The sequence below is a fragment of the Duganella guangzhouensis genome (genome assembly GCF_009674535.1).
GTDB classification, from domain to species: Bacteria; Pseudomonadota; Gammaproteobacteria; order Burkholderiales; family Burkholderiaceae_D; genus Rugamonas; species Rugamonas guangzhouensis.
The window spans coordinates 153,399-170,092 of the sequence record NZ_WKJK01000012.1; the positions used below are offsets into that span (position 1 = coordinate 153,399).

At 62.1% G+C, this 16,694-nt stretch carries 14 protein-coding genes; 11 read left to right on the plus strand and 3 right to left on the minus strand.

Annotated features, from left to right (window positions below):
- The first annotated feature begins 12 nt into the window (after positions 1–12).
- Entirely contained in the window at positions 13–1,098 is a 1,086-nt protein-coding gene (locus GJ699_RS22155; protein WP_154380354.1) for a PhoH family protein, read from the plus strand.
- A complete protein-coding gene (gene ybeY, locus GJ699_RS22160) occupies positions 1,082–1,546 on the plus strand; it encodes an rRNA maturation RNase YbeY (RefSeq protein ID WP_154380356.1) in 465 nt (154 codons plus the stop codon). Before GJ699_RS22155 ends, ybeY begins: the two co-directional genes overlap by 17 nt.
- Here ybeY and GJ699_RS34675 read toward each other — a convergent pair.
- Complete coding sequence (locus GJ699_RS34675; protein WP_154380359.1) at positions 1,537–3,351, minus strand: DUF4132 domain-containing protein; 1,815 nt, start codon at positions 3,349–3,351, stop codon at positions 1,537–1,539. The genes ybeY and GJ699_RS34675 overlap by 10 nt on opposite strands.
- Positions 3,352–3,505: 154 nt before the next feature.
- Here GJ699_RS34675 and GJ699_RS22170 point away from each other — a divergent pair, with 154 nt between their 5' ends.
- From GJ699_RS22170 to GJ699_RS22200, 7 genes are all read left to right on the plus strand, one after another.
- A complete protein-coding gene (locus GJ699_RS22170) occupies positions 3,506–4,390 on the plus strand; it encodes a CorC family transporter (RefSeq protein ID WP_154380361.1) in 885 nt (294 codons plus the stop codon).
- Positions 4,390–5,961 carry an apolipoprotein N-acyltransferase gene (gene lnt, locus GJ699_RS22175; protein ID WP_154380363.1) on the plus strand — a complete coding sequence of 524 codons (1,572 nt, stop codon included), beginning with the start codon at positions 4,390–4,392 and terminating at the stop codon, positions 5,959–5,961. Before GJ699_RS22170 ends, lnt begins: the two co-directional genes overlap by 1 nt.
- Before the next feature lie 80 nt (positions 5,962–6,041).
- Positions 6,042–6,953 carry a glycine--tRNA ligase subunit alpha gene (gene glyQ / locus GJ699_RS22180; RefSeq protein ID WP_154380365.1) on the plus strand — a complete coding sequence of 304 codons (912 nt, stop codon included), beginning with the start codon at positions 6,042–6,044 and terminating at the stop codon, positions 6,951–6,953.
- Between the two features lie 15 nt (positions 6,954–6,968).
- On the plus strand, positions 6,969–9,077 hold the full coding sequence (gene glyS / locus GJ699_RS22185; RefSeq protein ID WP_154380367.1) for a glycine--tRNA ligase subunit beta: 2,109 nt from the start codon (positions 6,969–6,971) through the stop codon (positions 9,075–9,077).
- Between the two features lie 15 nt (positions 9,078–9,092).
- Complete coding sequence (gene gmhB, locus GJ699_RS22190; protein ID WP_154380368.1) at positions 9,093–9,659, plus strand: D-glycero-beta-D-manno-heptose 1,7-bisphosphate 7-phosphatase; 567 nt, start codon at positions 9,093–9,095, stop codon at positions 9,657–9,659.
- A 68-nt stretch (positions 9,660–9,727) separates the two neighbouring features.
- Positions 9,728–10,420: a lysophospholipid acyltransferase family protein gene (locus GJ699_RS22195; protein ID WP_371867635.1), complete on the plus strand. Its 693-nt coding sequence runs from the start codon at positions 9,728–9,730 to the stop codon at positions 10,418–10,420.
- 17 nt (positions 10,421–10,437) lie between these two features.
- Positions 10,438–11,382 (plus strand): YgjP-like metallopeptidase domain-containing protein, encoded by a 945-nt coding sequence (locus GJ699_RS22200; protein WP_154380502.1) that lies wholly within the window; start codon positions 10,438–10,440, stop codon positions 11,380–11,382.
- Here GJ699_RS22200 and GJ699_RS22205 read toward each other — a convergent pair.
- Positions 11,379–11,642, minus strand: a complete 264-nt coding sequence (locus tag GJ699_RS22205) for a hypothetical protein (protein ID WP_154380372.1) — start codon at positions 11,640–11,642, stop codon at positions 11,379–11,381. The genes GJ699_RS22200 and GJ699_RS22205 overlap by 4 nt on opposite strands.
- Positions 11,643–12,052: 410 nt before the next feature.
- Here GJ699_RS22205 and GJ699_RS22210 point away from each other — a divergent pair, with 410 nt between their 5' ends.
- Together GJ699_RS22210 and GJ699_RS22215 are read left to right on the plus strand one after the other, a co-directional pair.
- Complete coding sequence (locus tag GJ699_RS22210; RefSeq protein ID WP_154380374.1) at positions 12,053–13,747, plus strand: molecular chaperone HscC; 1,695 nt, start codon at positions 12,053–12,055, stop codon at positions 13,745–13,747.
- Entirely contained in the window at positions 13,744–15,390 is a 1,647-nt protein-coding gene (locus tag GJ699_RS22215; protein ID WP_154380376.1) for a J domain-containing protein, read from the plus strand. Before GJ699_RS22210 ends, GJ699_RS22215 begins: the two co-directional genes overlap by 4 nt.
- Here GJ699_RS22215 and waaA read toward each other — a convergent pair.
- Positions 15,387–16,691, minus strand: coding sequence for a lipid IV(A) 3-deoxy-D-manno-octulosonic acid transferase (waaA, locus tag GJ699_RS22220; RefSeq protein WP_154380378.1), 1,305 nt, complete (start codon positions 16,689–16,691; stop codon positions 15,387–15,389). The genes GJ699_RS22215 and waaA overlap by 4 nt on opposite strands.
- Positions 16,692–16,694 lie beyond the last annotated feature (3 nt).

Genomic DNA, 16,694 nt, shown 5'->3' on the forward strand with positions numbered 1-16,694 from the left:
CCTGCCATCCCATTGAAAACCAAAACTCCTGTCCAGCCGCACTACTTCGTCCCGGAGCCGCTCGATAACGCGCGCCTGGCCCATCTGTGCGGCCCGCTCGACGAAAACCTGCGCCAGATTTCTGCCGCGCTGGACGTCACCATCTTCCGCCGTGGCGAGAAATTCATCGTCAGCGGCCATAACGCCGAACGCGCGGTCGAGATCCTCGATCACTTTTACGCCGTCGCCAACAAGATCGTGCCGATCGAGGAAGTGCAACTGGCGCTGGTCGAGCAGCGCGCCAGCCTGCACGCCGGCCTGGCCGAAGCGGCCGCCGACAGTGCGCCCAGCGCCAAGCCGCGCCAGGTGGAGACCTTGCCGCCGCTCGACATCGACATCAACAGCCCGGTGCTGAAAACCCGCCGCGCCGACCTGCGCGGCCGCACCCCGCACCAGATCCGCTACCTGCGCAACATCCTCGAACATGACATCAGCTTTGGCGTCGGTCCGGCCGGCACCGGCAAGACCTATCTGGCGGTGGCCTGCGCGGTCGACGCGCTGGAGCGCGACGCCATCAAGCGCATCATCCTGACCCGGCCGGCGGTGGAAGCCGGCGAGCGGCTGGGCTTCCTGCCGGGCGATTTGTCGCAAAAGGTCGATCCTTATCTGCGTCCGCTGTACGACGCGCTATACGACCTGCTGGGCTTCGACCGCACGCAGAAAATGTTTGAAAAACAGGTGATTGAAATCGCCCCGCTGGCCTATATGCGCGGCCGCACGCTGAACCACGCGTTCGTGATTCTGGACGAGGCGCAAAACACCACGGTCGAGCAGATGAAAATGTTCCTGACCCGCATCGGCTTCGGCAGCAAGGCGGTGGTGACCGGCGACGTCACCCAGGTCGACCTGCACAAGAGCCAGAAGAGCGGCCTGCTGGACGCGATCCAGGTACTCAAAGACGTGCGCGGCATCGCCTTCAGCCACTTCAACAGCGAAGACGTGGTACGTCACCCGCTGGTGGCGCGCATCGTCGACGCCTACGAAACCGCCCATAATCACGAAGCGGAAATCGCTCCCTTACTCAAAGCCACGGCGCTCAAAAATGTCCGCAAAAAATAAACTGACGCTGTCGGTGCAATACGCCGACCCACGCCTGCAAGAAAGCATCACCCGTCCGAAAATCCGCAAGTGGGTGCAAGCCGCGCTGTTCGCGCCGGCCGAACTGACCATCCGCTTTGTCGACGCGGCCGAAGGCCGCGAGCTCAACCGCGACTATCGCGGCAAGGACTACGCCACCAACGTGCTGACCTTCGCCTACAGCGAAGGCGAAGAGGAATTGCCGGACGACGCCCCGACCCAGGCCGACATCATCCTCTGCACCGATGTGCTGGAAAAGGAAGCCGCCGAGCAAAAGAAAACGGTGGAAGAACACACCGCCCACCTGATCGTCCACGGCATGCTGCACGCCCAGGGCTACGACCACGAGGACGACGAGGAAGCGGCCGAGATGGAAGGCATCGAAACCGAGATCCTGGCCGAACTCGGCTACGCCGATCCCTACGCCTGAAGCAGTGCGTTAACCGCGCCGGCGATCCGTTCCAGCAGCACCTCATCGTAAGGCAGCCAGGGCACGGCGGCCAGTTTGCCGCCCGCCTGGGTGGCCAGCGCCACCGGCGCGCCATCTCGGGTCACGCGGCCGGTCGCCAGACTGATCCCGCAGCCGGCCACCTGCACCGTCCGCTCCGTCACTATCACCTGCCCCGTTGCGATCAGCGGCGCCAGCGCCTGCGCCAGTGCGCGCTGACGCATCAGCACCCTGGGTCCGGCGCGCAGTGAGGCCAGATGCGCCAAATGGCGCGCGCGCAAGTGTTCCGGCAGGCCGGCGTTCTCCTCCTGCAACGCCAGGCCGGCCACGCTGACCAGCAAATCAACGGCGCGACAAGCTTCCGAATACACCACAGGATCGATCTGGTCCGGCGCACAGACGCGCCAACGCTTGCCGTCCCGCAGCTGCATCTGCATGCCGCGCGTTTCGACATACCCATCGGCGCCGGGATAAATGCTGTCGCTAAGGTTGAACAGCACGCGCACCGCGCCGAACTGGCGCGCCAATCCAGCATGGTGCTCGATCTTCCAACCCTCACGCCGTGCCAGGCCAAGCAGTTGGCGTACCGCCAGCACGTGGCCAGCAAAGTCATCTGGCGCCAGATAGAACTCGCGATAAATCTGTCGCAGCGGCTGATGCCAGCGCTGCCGCGCCGCCAGCGCCTGCCATGCCGCCCGCTCCGCCGCCACCACATGCAGCGGATGCCACAGGGTTAGCCGCGCCGTCTCGGGCAGGCGCAGCGCCGCCCCGGCGCCATCGGTGACGGCATCGGCAGCGTCTGCCATGACACTGACGCCCGCCCCATCCCATGTCGCGCGCCACACCAGTGCCCGCGCGACCGGGCCGCCAGCCGGCGATTGCAGCAGATTGCGCCAGGCCGCCACGTCCAGTTCTGTCCGCAGCCAAAAGCCGGCCTCCAGGCTGGACGCCACCATCCCCTGTTCCCGCTTGCCGGCCTTGAGCAGCCCGGTAAGCCGCAACGCCACCGCCGGCCGCGCCAGCAACGCTCGCTCGGCCGGCTTCAGATTGCGCGCCAGTTTTTTCTGGATACCCGCGTGCCGCACCACCGTCAACGCCTGGCGCAATGCCTGCACGCCCTCCGGCGTCGGCGCGCCCTCGATCGCGTGGCCCAGCGCAATCGCCAGCGACTGCGACGGCGCCGTCTTCGCCGTGCCCGGCGCGACACAGGACCAGGGCAGCATCCGCGCCAGCAGCTCCGGCAACCACGACTCGTCGCGCAAGGCCGCCACCCGCACCGCGCGCGCGATCACCGGGGTATCGTGCAGCGAAAACGCGCCATCCGCCACATAGGGCTGCGTCCCGGCATGGATCGCCTCCAGGCGCCGCACCGCCTGCTGCAGGATCTCGCGGCTAAAATCGAGATACGCCGCGTCCTCCGCCAGCGCCTGCGCCGGATCGGCCTCCTCCTGTCCGGCCCAGAAAATCGTCGCCCACCGCGAACCACCCAAGGCCAGCACGGATTGGTCGCTCAGCAAGCTGAACAACTCCAACTCCTGCAACAGATAAGGCGCGTCAACACGGCGTTCACGCAGCAGCGCCGCCAGTTGGCGCTGCACCTCGCTGCCGGCCCAGCGCGCCAGCGCGTAACTGCGATGCGGATACCGTAGCCACTCGTCCGGCTCACCCAGTACGCGGCGCAACTCGGCGGCGACTTGCGGCGCTGGCTCACAGCGCAATTGGGACAGGCATTCAATGGCTTGTTCCGCATTGTCCAGCGCAGCAAAGGCAACCGTGCACTTTGCCACATCGGTCAATGGTAGGATGTGTACATGAGGATGATCTGGTAGCATAAAGATAAATGTAGCATGTCTGTCAAAGCGCTGCTTTTTTGACAAAATCCTGCCCCCGGGCGCTTTTGGTGTATCCTATACCCCTTCGAAACAACGGCTCACGCCCGCTATGCAAGAGCACTCTAGTAGCGTCAAGACTGACGCTAAACCCCACAGGTCATTGTTTGAACGACTGACCGCCCTGATTTCCCCAGAGCCCGAGAACCGCTCGGAGCTGCTCGAAGTTCTGCACGACGCCCACGAACGCAACCTGATCGACGCCGACGCCCTGTCGATGATCGAAGGCGTGTTCCAGGTGTCCGACCTGTCCGCCCGCGATATCATGATCCCGCGCTCGCAGATGGACGTGATCGACATCTCCAAGCCGATCGAAGAATGGCTGCCGCTGGTGTTGCACACCGCCCACTCGCGCTTCCCCGCCATCGAGGGCGAGCGCGACAAGGTGATCGGCATCCTGCTGGCCAAAGACTTGCTGCGCTACTACGCCGAAGAAAGCTTCGACGTGCGCGACATGCTGCGCCCGGCCATCTTCATTCCCGAATCGAAACGCCTGAACGTGCTGCTGCGCGATTTCCGCGCCAATCACAACCACATGGCCATCGTGGTCGATGAATACAGCGGCGTGGCCGGCCTGATCACCATCGAAGACGTGCTGGAGCAAATCGTCGGCGACATCGAGGATGAGTACGATTTCGACGAGGAAGAGGACAACATCCTGTCGATTCGCGAAGGCCAGCACGGCCCGCGCTGGCGCATCAAGGCGCTGACCGAAATCGAACAGTTCAACGAGGAACTGGACACCGCGCTGCCGGACGACGACGTCGACACCATCGGCGGCCTGGTCGCCAAGCATCTCGGCCGCATGCCGCACAAGGGCGACACCTTCGATTTCGAAGGCTTGCGCTTTGAAGTGCTGCGCGCCGACGCCCGCCAGATCCACGTGCTGACGGTCGAGAAGCTGCCGCCCGCGCCCGCCCACGACGACGACGCATAATGCGCTTTCGCCGCGCCAACCCGAATCACCCACCCAAGCCGCAACGCTCCACCCGAGGCCGGATGATCATCACCGGCATCGCGGGGGCGCTGTGCGTGTTCGCCTTCGCCCCGTTCGGCTGGTGGCCGCTGGAAATCCTCGGCCTGGCCACGCTGTTCTACCAGGTCTTGCGCAGTACCAGCGTCAAGGCCGCCGCGTTGATCGGCTGGGCCTTCGTGGCCGGCTGGACCGCCGCCGGCGTGCACTGGCTGTATGTCTCCTTGCATACCTACGGCCAGATGGCCGCGCCGCTGGCCGTCATCGCCGTGCTGCTGCTGGGCGCCGCCATGGGCTTGTACGGCGCCGCCGCCATGGCCAGCGCCTGGTGGCTGCGCCAGCGCTGGAAACTGCCGCTGCCGGCCGCCAACCTGCTGCTATTCCCCGCCATGTGGGCGCTGTTTGAATGGATACGCGGCTGGCTGTTCACCGGCTTCCCGTGGCTGTCATCCGGCTACGCCCACAATCACAGCCCGCTGGCCGGCTTTGCGCCCATCATCGGCATGTATGGCCTGGGCTGGCTGGCGGCCATCATCGCCGGCGCCCTGCTGTTGCTGCTGCATCGCACCCGCCTGCGCGCGGCCGGGCTGGTGGTAGTCATCTGCGTGGCCGGCGTCGCCCTGAGCTTCCTGAAATGGACCTGGCCGGAAGGCAAGCCAATCTCGGTGCGCCTGATCCAGGGCAACATCCCGCAGGACGAGAAGTTCAACGGCGCCCACGTGCAGCAGACCATGAAGCTGTACCAGGACGCCATCACCGCCGCCCCGGCCGACCTGATCGCCACCCCGGAAACCGCCATCATCATGCTGCCGCAGCAGTTGCCGCCGGATTACCTGCCGGGCATCGCGCAGTTCCTGAACCGCACCGGCAGCAATCTGATCCTCGGCATTTTCACCGCCGACAGCCAGACCGCCTATTTCAATAGCGTGATTGGCCTGCCGCCCAAGCTGGGGCGCGGCTATTATCGCTACGACAAGCATCACCTGGTGCCCTACGGCGAGTTCATTCCATATGGCTTCCGCTGGTTCGTCAATCTGATGTCGATCCCGCTGGGCGATATGACCAGCGGCAAGGAGATCCAGCCGGCGTTCCCGATCAAGGACCAGCGCGTGCTGCCGAATATCTGCTACGAAGACTTGTTCGGCGAGGAGATCGCGGCCCAGCTCAACCATCCGGCCGAGGACCAGAAGCCGGCCACCATGCTGCTCAATACCTCCAACCTGGCCTGGTTTGGCGACACCATCGCGATTCCGCAGCATTTGCAGATCTCGCAGATGCGCAGCCTGGAGACCGGCCGCCCGATGCTGCGGGCGACCAATACCGGGGCCACCGCCATCATCAATGGCGAAGGCAAAGTGGTGCAGCAACTGCCGGTCAACAGCTTCGGCACGCTGGCCGCCAACGTCCAGGGCATGAGCGGCAGCACGCCGTACATCCTGTGGGGGAACAAGCTGTTCCTGCTGCTGCTGGCGCTCGCGGTGGCGGGGGCGTGGTTTTGGGCGAAACGCGCAAAAAACCAGCCAAATGCCGCTTAACCCGCTAAAATCATCGCTTTAGCGAAACTGCAACCGCGCGCCCGACGGCCAGACCGGGGCGCGCCACCGACGATTAAAAGATGCTGACATTTCAACAAATTATCCTGACCTTGCAAACCTACTGGGACAAGCAAGGCTGCGCCCTGCTCCAGCCATACGACATGGAAGTGGGCGCCGGCACCTTCCACACCGGCACTTTCCTGCGCGCGATCGGCCCTGAGCCTTGGCGCGCCGCCTACGTCCAGCCGTCGCGCCGCCCGAAAGATGGCCGCTATGGCGAAAACCCGAACCGCGGCCAGCACTACTACCAGTATCAGGTGGTGATGAAGCCTGCGCCGGAAAACATCCTCGACCTGTATCTGGGTTCGCTGGAAGCGCTGGGTCTGGACCTGAAGCAGAACGATGTCCGCTTCGTGGAAGACGACTGGGAATCGCCGACGCTGGGCGCCTGGGGTCTGGGTTGGGAAGTCTGGCTGAACGGGATGGAAGTGACCCAGTTCACCTACTTCCAGCAAGTCGGCGGTCTGGATTGCAAACCGGTGCTGGGTGAGATCACCTACGGCGTCGAGCGTCTGGCCATGTACCTGCAGGGCGTGGAAAACATGTACGACCTGGTGTGGACCACCTGGGAAGAAAACGGCGAAACGAAAACGCTGAAATACGGCGACGTGTTCCACCAGAACGAAGTCGAACAATCGGCCTACAACTTCGAGCATTCGAACACCGAACTGCTGTTCGCGCAGTTCAACAACCACGAATCGGAAGCCAAGCGCCTGATCGAAGCGCAACTGACGCTGCCGGCCTACGAGCAGATCATGAAAGCCTCGCACAGCTTCAACCTGCTGGACGCGCGCGGCGCCATCTCCGTGACCGAACGCGCCGCCTACATTGGCCGTGTGCGCGCGCTGTCGCGCCTGGTCGCGCAGGCTTACTACGAATCGCGTGAACGTCTCGGCTTCCCGATGGCCCCGAAAACTGCGGCCGCTGAATAAAACGATATAAACGATATGACTCAAACTCTGCTCATCGAACTGCTGACCGAAGAACTGCCGCCGAAGGCGCTCGCCAAACTGGGCAAGGCTTTCGCGGACGGCATCGTCAACGGCCTGAAATCGCGCGACTTCCTGGAAGCCGACAGCGTCGCCACCGCCTACGCCACGCCGCGCCGCCTGGCCGTCTCCATCACCAAAGTGCGCGCCGTGTCGCCGGACAAATCGATCCGCGAAAAAGTGCTGCCGGTATCGGTGGCGCTGGACGCCGCCGGTAACGGCACCGCGCCGCTGGCCAAGAAACTGGCCGCACTGGGCTTCCCTAACCTGACCGTGGCCGATCTGGAACGCGCGCAGGACGGCAAAGCCGAAAGCTTCTTCTACACCTACACCGCCGCCGGCAGCGCGCTGCAAGGCGGCCTGCAAGCGGCACTGGAAGACTCGGTCGCCAAGCTGCCGATTCCTAAAGTGATGAGCTACCAGCGTCCGGACGGCGCCACCGTGCAGTTCGTGCGTCCAGCACACGCGCTGATCGCACTGCATGGCGACGCCGTGCTGCCACTGACCTTGCTGGGCCTGACCGGCTCCAACGTCACCGAAGGCCACCGCTTCCTGACCGCGCCGGGCCAACGCGCCGTTACCATCGCCAACGCCGATGCCTACGCCGCCACGCTGAAAGCCGACGGCAAAGTGCTGGCATCGGTCGAAGAACGCAAGGAACAGATCCGCGCCGAGCTGCTGGCCAAGGCCGGCGCCGACCTGGTGCTGATGCCTGAATCGCTGCTGGACGAAGTGTCCGCGCTGGTCGAGTGGCCAGTGGTCTACGAATGCAAATTCGAAGATGAATTCCTGGCCGTGCCGCAGGAATGCCTGATCCTGACCATGCAGACCAATCAGAAATACTTCGCGCTGACCGACACCAACGGCAAGCTGCGCTCGCGCTTCCTGATCGTCTCCAACATCGCCACCGACACGCCAGCCGCCATCGTTGGCGGCAACGAGCGCGTGGTGCGTCCGCGCCTGTCCGACGCCAAATTCTTCTTCGAGCAGGACAAGAAGAAAACCCTGGAATCGCGCCTGCCGCTGCTGAAGAACGTCGTGTACCACAACAAACTGGGTACGCAAGCAGAACGCAGCGAACGCGTGACCGCGCTGGCCGGCGCCATCGCCGCCAAGCTGGGCGCCTACGTGGCCCTGACCGAACGCGCCGCGCGCCTGTCGAAAGCCGACCTGCTGACCGACATGGTGGGCGAGTTCCCTGAGCTGCAAGGCATCATGGGCACCTACTACGCCCGCAACGACGGCGAACCAGAAGACGTCGCGCTGGCCGCATCCGAACACTATCAGCCGCGCTTCGCCGGCGATGCCCTGCCATCGACCGTGACCGGCACCGCCGTCGCGCTGGCCGATAAACTGGAAACCCTGGTCGGCATCTGGGCCATCGGCCTGCAGCCAACCGGCGACAAAGACCCGTTCGCGCTGCGCCGCCATGCGCTGGGCGTGCTGCGCATGCTGATCGAAAAGCGCCTGTCGCTGTCGATCTCCGGCCTGCTGACCGACGCCGCCAAGCAGTTCAGCGCCGTCGCCGGCTTCAAGGACCCAACCGCCGAAGTGGCAGCCTTCATGCTGGACCGCCTGCGCGGCATCCTGCGCGAGCGCGGCTTCTCGGTCAACGAAATCGAAGCCGTGGTGGCACAGAACCCGGACCGCCTGGATGACATCGTCCAGCGCCTGGAAGCCGTGCAAGCCTTCGCCGCACTGCCGGAATCGGCCTCGCTGGCCGCCGCCAACAAACGCATCACCAACATCCTGAAGAAGAACGAAGAAGCGCTGGCCGCCGTGGGCGAACATGGCGTCAACGTCGCGCTGCTGCAGGACGCCGCCGAGAAAAACCTGAACGCCGCCGTGGTACGCGTGCTGCCGGAAATCGACGCCGCCTTCAACCAAGGCGACTTCGCCGGCACGCTGAAAACCCTGGCCCAGCTGAAGGAAGAGGTGGATGCCTTCTTCAACGACGTGATGGTCATGGCAGAAGACGTCGCCCTGCGCAACAACCGTCTGGCGCTGCTGTCCTCCCTGCACGGGATGATGAACCGCGTGGCCGACATCTCCAAGCTGGCGGTGTAAATGGGCGCGCCATCCATGAAACTGGTCATCCTCGATCGTGACGGCGTCATTAATCACGATTCGCCGGACTTCATCAAATCGCCAGCGGAATGGATGCCGGTGCCCGGATCGCTGGAAGCGATCGCCCGCCTGAACCAGGCGGGTTATCGCGTGGTGGTCGCGTCCAACCAGTCGGGCATCGCGCGCGAACTGTTCGACATGACGGTGCTGAACGCGATCCACCAGAAGATGCACAATCTGGCGCAGCAGGTAGGCGCCGACATCGACGCCGTGTTCTTCTGCCCGCACGCGGCGGTCGACAACTGCGACTGCCGCAAACCCAAGCCCGGCATGTTCACAGAAATCTCGCAGCGCTATAAAATCAGCCTGAAAGGCGTGCCGGTGGTCGGCGATTCGCTGCGCGACCTGCAGGCCGGCTATGTCAGCGGCTGCGTGCCGTATCTGGTCTTGACCGGCAAGGGTGAAAAGACCCAGGCCACCGGCGGTCTGCCGCCGGGCACCATGGTGTTCCCGGATCTGGCGGCAATGGTCACGCACCTGCTGAAAACCAGTACCCCGCCGGCGCTGCACGTCGTCAGCTAAATCGTTTTTGGAGTCTGCACTTGGGCCATCCCATCCTGTTTCTGCGTTCCCTGATTTTCACCATCGTGATGGTGGTGTCGACCGTTTTGTGGTCCTTGGTGTGCTTCATGGCGGCGCCGCTGCCATATCGTCAGCGCTTCTTCATCACCTCGCGCTGGAACGTATTCATCATCTGGTGCCTGCGCGTGATCTGCGGCATCCGCTACGAAGTGCGCGGCCGCGAAAACCTGCCGGATGCACAGGCCATCGTGCTGTCCAAGCACCAGTCGGCGTGGGAGACCATCTTCCTGCTGCCGAACATGCCGCGGCCATTGGTGTTCGTATTTAAAAAAGAGATCCTGTACATTCCCTTCTTCGGCTGGGCGATGGCGCTGCTGCGCATGATCCCGATCGACCGCAAGCAGGGCAAGAACGCCTTCAAGCACGTGGTCCGTCACGGCAAGCGCCGGCTGGCGCAGGGACTGTGGATCATCATGTTCCCGGAAGGGACGCGGATTCCGGTCGGCCAAACCGGCAAGTACAAGAGCGGCGGTACTCGCCTGGCGATCGACACCGGCGCGCTGGTGGTGCCGATTGCCCACAACTCCGGTGAGTGCTGGCCAAAAAATTCTTTCATCAAGCGCCCGGGTCTTGTTACAGTATCGATAGGGAAGCCCATTTCGCCAGAAGGCCAGACGCCGGACGGCATGATGCAACAGGTGGAAAATTGGATCGAATCAGAAATGCGCGTCATTTCGCCCCACGCCTACAGCGCTGGCTAGACGACCTGGCCACCACGCTGAAGCCGGCGACGGCGGACACCAGCCAGTTGGACCTGTTTGCACGGGATGGTCAGACACCACCCAAAAATGTGTACACCGCCCCGGTCTGGTCGCTGCCCGCCTCGCCCACCTCCACCTCGCAAGCCCCTCCCGTTTCTCCCTACGTCGCGCCGCTAGTCACGCCGGTGCCGGTCAAAACCCGGCCACTGGTGGCGCCGCCATCGGAACTGCCGCCACGCCGCCAGCTGATGCTGGGCGACTTCATCATCGAATACGAACTGCGTCGTTCGACGCGCAAATCGATCGGCTTCATGATCGACGACGAAGGCTTGCGCGTGACCGCGCCCAAGCGCGTCACCATCACCGAAATCGACAACGCCATCCGCACCAAGCAGCACTGGATCCTCACCAAGCTGAAAGAACGGCGCGAACGGCGCGCGGCGCGGCTGCAAAAGCCGCCGGTCGAATGGATCGACGGCGCGCGCCTGCCCTACCTCGGCGCGGATATGACCTTGCGTCTGCTGGTGGGCGGACGCAATCGCAGCATCTACAACCCGAACACGCGCGAACTGTGGATCACGCTGGTGCCAGGCGCCAGCGAAACGGTGCTGCAGGAGCGGGTGAAGGCGTGGTATCAGCAGGAAGCCAAGACGCTGTTTGAACAGCGGCTGGATATGTACGCGGCACGGCTGGGGGTGCGCTATCACTCGTTCGGCCTGACGTCGGCCGGCACCCGCTGGGGCTCATGCACAGCGGACCGCAAGATCCGCCTGAACTGGAAGCTGATCCACTTCTCGCTGCCGCTGATCGACTACGTGGTGGCGCACGAACTGGCGCACATACTGGAGATGAACCACAGCCCGCAATTCTGGGCCAACGTCGGCCTGATCTACCCCGAATACGAAGAAGCCAAAAACCTGCTGCGCAAACGCTCGCAGGAGCTGCCGGTGCTGTTCTCTTAACTGTGCTGCAAAGACCAGTCGGAGTATTCAGTAGCTGTTTCAAAAGCCGGAATTGCGGGATCTGCCTGCGCCGCTAAAAGCGCCAGATTGCCATACGCTTCCTGCAGGGTCGTCAGCGCCGATACCCCACCGGCCAATTCCTTTCGATTGCCCAGTGTTTGAATTGCCAGCTTAAAATATTCAATCGCCAGCTCCCGGTCTGCCTTCAGTTCTCGTAGCAAACTCTCGTGGTGAGATACGTCCCTTGGAAATCCGCTCATACTTGCCTCCCCTTCCAATCCCTCCAATAGCGCCGCGCTTTTTGGACATCGGCCGGCTGCGAGCTTTTATCACCACCAGCAAGCAGGACAATAACCATGTCACCAGCCATCCCATATACACCCGATATCCTGGGCCTTTATGGATACGTAACTCCATCACCCCCTGTCCAACCGAGACGCAGTCCCCGAAGTTGCCATGCACAGCCTGTTCTAGTCTCATCAGAACTTGCGCCTGCAAGGCTGGGTTTTTTAAGACACTGAACCACTCATCAAATGGCACGCGACCATTCTGTCGGGCATATCGCAGAATAGTTGCCATATCCACTCCCAAGTCGCCATCGCATCAAGTTCTCAAAAGCATCATCGCCAAGGTTATAATTAACTTTTTAGCAAACCGCATTGAGAACGCGATGATAGTAGGGATTGATTTAGGAACCACCAACAGTCTGATCTCCATCTTCCGCGATGGCGCCACCGTTCTGATACCCAACGCTCTAGGCCATTTTATGACCCCCTCGGTCGTCTGCCTTGATGCCGACGGCTCACTGCTGGTCGGTCTGGCCGCCCGCGAGCGCATGCTGAGCCATCCCGAAGCTGCAGTCGCCTCCTTCAAGCGCTGGATAGGATCCGACAAAACCGTCAGGCTAGGTGAGCACACACTCCGTGCAGAAGAGCTGTCGGCGCTGGTGCTCAAATCGCTGAAAGCCGACGCCGAAGCCTTTCTGGGCGAAGCGGTCACAGAGGCAGTCATCACCGTACCCGCCTACTTCAACGAGATCCAGCGCCGCGCCACCAAAATCGCAGGCGACCTGGCCGGTCTCAAAGTCGAGCGCCTGCTGAGCGAGCCCACCGCCGCCGGCCTGGCCTACGGCCTGCAAGAACGGCTGGATGACACCACCTTCCTGGTATTCGATCTGGGCGGCGGCACTTTCGACGTCTCCATCCTCGAATACTTCAGTGGCGTGGTACAGGTCCAGGCCAGCGCAGGCGACGCTGCGCTGGGAGGTGAAGACTTCGTCACCGTACTGTTGAACTGGATAGCCGAACAACTCCCGGCCAATGCTGACCATAGCATCGTCCACCACAACAAAATTTACTGGCGTCTAGCCGAACAAGCCAAGCGTGACCTGAGCGAACAAGAAAGCGTCACGCTCACCATCACGCATGACAATTCCCTCTTCACCGCAACGCTGACGCGAGCCGAATACGAACGTCGTTGCGAACCCTTGCTTCAACGCCTGCGCAAACCGATAGAACGTGCACTGTCTGACGCACGCCTCGATCCTGGCACGCTGAGCGAAGTCGTTCTGGTCGGCGGCAGCAGCCGCATGCCGATGATACGGCAACTGGTGGCACGCCTATTCGGCCGCCTACCGCTGCGTACCATCAATCCAGACGAAACCATCGCGCACGGCGCCGCCATCCAGGCGGCCCTAAAAACCCGCGACTCCGCGTTGGAAGAAATCGTTCTTACCGACGTCATGCCGTATTCACTGGGCATAATCGCGAACGAAGAAATCGATGGCCGCCTATTCCGTAACCGTTTTTCTCCCATCATCGAACGTAATTCGCCTGTACCCATATCGCGCTTGCGCACCTACAGCGCGACCAATCATGGGCAAGGACAGGTCATCCTCGACATCCGCCAGGGCGAATCACCGGTCGGCTATGAAAACACCCAGTTGGGTACACTCAACTTGACGCTTCCACCGAGATCGGGCGGACTGGTACCGATTGAAATCCGTTTCAGCTACGACGTTAACGGCCTGCTGGAAGTGGAGGCACAAGTGCCCAGCACACGCCTCGCTGCGCGCGCCGTGATCCAACGTACAGATCAGGACATGACCGAGGAAGACATTAGCCTCTCGTTGGAAAAACTGAAGACTCTAAAGATCCATCCGCGCGAGCGCCAGGAGAATGTGTACTTGATCGAACGCGCCAAACGCTTGTATGCAGGCTCGCTCGGAGATGAACGCGAGCATATCGCCAAAGCACTGATGCAGTTTGAACTGAGTCTGGATACGCAGGACGACCGACTGATACGTCAATGGCGCCGCGAGTTCCAAGCCTTCCTCGACAAATTCGACCGAGGCTTTGTGCTATGAGCTGCTGGGAGATACTCGGCATTGCCATTACCACCGATGCGGCCACCATCAAGAAAGCCTATGCATCGCGCCTGAAAGTCACGCGTCCCGATGAAGACGCGGAAGGCTATCAGCGCCTGCGCGACGCCTATCAGCAAGCGCTCCAGCAAAGCAAGGCCACCCCGCAACCTGCGCCAAGCGAATCGGCATCACCAGCACCGCCGCCAGTTGCGGAAGCACCGGAAATGCGCGCCGAGCAGTTCATCAATATCGTATTCCAGCACTGGGATATCGAAGACCAGTCCAGCCTCATGGTGTTCTGGCCTGAGCTCAAGGCAAAACTGGACCGTGTACCGCTGAATCAAATCAGCGTCTTTTCCAATATCGCAGCATCAATGGTGCTGCAGTACCCCAAACTACCGGTGGAATTCGTCGAGCAGCTCGGCTTACATTTTGAATGGAAGCGCGACTTCACTCTGGCACGAAATCTCGGTGCTGGACGCGCGACAGATTTGCTCGCACGGCTGGAGCGCGTTTCCTTTGAGCTGGGAACACTACGCATGAAAAGGGAGCTTGAGCAGCGAGCTGCCATCAATGAAGCCAAGCGGAATAAGGAAGCGGAAGAGCAGCGCATCACAGACATAGAACAGCGATTTGCCAACGCCGCAGCCTTCGCGCGCCTGCTTGGCAGTGCTACACCTAACGTCAGCAAGCTGCATGCATTCCTCGCCGGACCATGCCTGCGGCAGAACTGGAATCAGCTAACGGCCGAGCATTGCGAAGTACTTGACATCCGTTCCGAAGCGATATCTCAGGGTGCCGATTTGTTAGCTCAGGCGGGACGTATGCGCAGCTTGCTGTCATTAACCATCGCCTGCGTTGCGGCCGTCCTCAATATAATCCTGGGTTCCGGGCACGACTATGCATTGCCATTGCTGTTGGTCATACTGCTTTCCTATTTTTTCCCCGTAGGCTACTGGCATGAATCGTTGAAGAACTACCTTTACCCTCAGCGCATCGCAGATGCTCTGTTTACTCAAGGTGTGCGCGATCCGAAGTTTGCCCGTATCACAAGCGTGATGGCCTGCTTCTATGCGATGGGTATCTGCCTGATGATCAATAAAACCTTACCCGATGAGGCTTTTCCAATTGTCGCGATCGTAGCAGTCGCCTTGTTGTTATTCGTTTCCTGGTCTGCTCCGCGTGAAGCAAATCAACCGGATATAGAAATCACGCCAGCCATCTTCTGCTTGTGCCTGACCTCCTGCTGGACACTGGGCCTGAAGGGTGCCACGCTCGTCAGCGTCAGCGCATTTTGGCATGCCTGGTCCTATGCCGCGAAGAAGCAAACCTGGCTTTGGTCAGGCGCCATCATCTGGCTGTTGACCAGCGTGGGACTGTATTTCTATTACGACGGTATGCCGATCGCCGCCATTGGTATCGGCGTGCCTTGGCTGCTTTCTACTCTGTACAAGAAAGAATCGCTGGGATATGCATTGGCAGCCATGGGCGTGTCAGTCATCTATCTACCCACCGCAAACAGTGCTCTACAAATGGGCTGGACTGGCGTCGTTGCCTTGGCCTGGATTACCGCCAGCGCTGGCATGCGCTCGTGGAGCAGGCGCATGGTGCCCCAAGAGCTGCAATTACAGCAAGCAGCTTAAGCATCGATCAGGGATGGCAACAAGGCCAGCGTGCGGCGGGTGGCGCCGCGGTGTTGGTTGGCGAAGGTTTGGGCGTTCAGGCCCATTGTCGTGCGCGCGCTGCTGTCGTTGAGCAGACGGGCGGTGGTGGCGATCAGATCGTCGGCGTCGGTGATGCGTTGGGCGCCGCCGGCGGCTAGCGCGTCTTCCGTCACTAGGGCGAAGTTGAACGTGTGCTGGCCGATCAGCACTGGCTTGCCCAGCGCGGCCGGTTCGATCAGGTTCTGGCCGCCCAGCGGCATCAGGCTGCCGCCGACGAAGGCGATGTCGCACGCCGAGTAGTAGGCGAACATTTCGCCCATCGAGTCCCCTAGCAGCACGTCGACGCTGTGCGGCATGGCGCCGCCGTCCAGCGCCAGCTTGCTGCGGCGTTCGACCGTCAAGCCGCGCGCCGCGATCATTTTTTCCACTTCATCGAAGCGCTGTGGATGACGCGGAACCATCAGCAACAGCGTCTCCGCCGGCAGCGCGCTGCGGCCGGCCTGCCACGCAGACAGGATCAGTTCTTCCTCGCCCTCACGGGTGGAGGCGCACAGCAGCACTGGACGCGCACCGATGGCGGCGCGCAGCGCGGCACCGATGGCCAGTGCGGCCTCCGGCACCACCACATCAAACTTGATGCTGCCGGTGACTTCCACGCGTGTCACGCCCAGCGAGCGCACGCGCTGCGCGTCGGCCTCGGTCTGCGCTGCGACCAGCGTGATACCACGCGCGGCATCGGTCATCAACGAACCCAGACGCGTGGCCTTGCGCAGCGAGCGCTCCGACAAACGCGCATTAGCCAGCACCACCGGCACCTTGCGCGCGCCGCAGACGGCGATCAGGTTAGGCCATACCTCGGTCTCCATCAGAATGCACACCGACGGCTGGAAATGGCGGATAAAGCGCGACACCATGCTACCGGTGTCATACGGAAGATACGATTGCACCAGCCGTTCGCCATGCTTGGCAAACAGCGCTTTGCCAGTGGCGCGGCCGGTCGGCGTCATGTGGGTGAGGATGATGCGGCTCGACGGATACTCGGCCAGCAGCGCATCCACCAATGGCTCGGCGGCGCGCGTTTCGCCAACCGAGACGGCGTGCACCCACAAGGTGGGCCCAGCGGCGGCCGACGCCGCGTCGGCCGCAGTGGCGCGGCTATAAAAGCCCAGCCGCTCGCCCCAGTGCTGACGATAGCCCGGCTCCTTGCGGCCACGCAGCCACAGGCGCGTCAGCACCAGCGGCAAGGCCAGCCACCACATCAAAGAATAAAACAAGCGCATGGA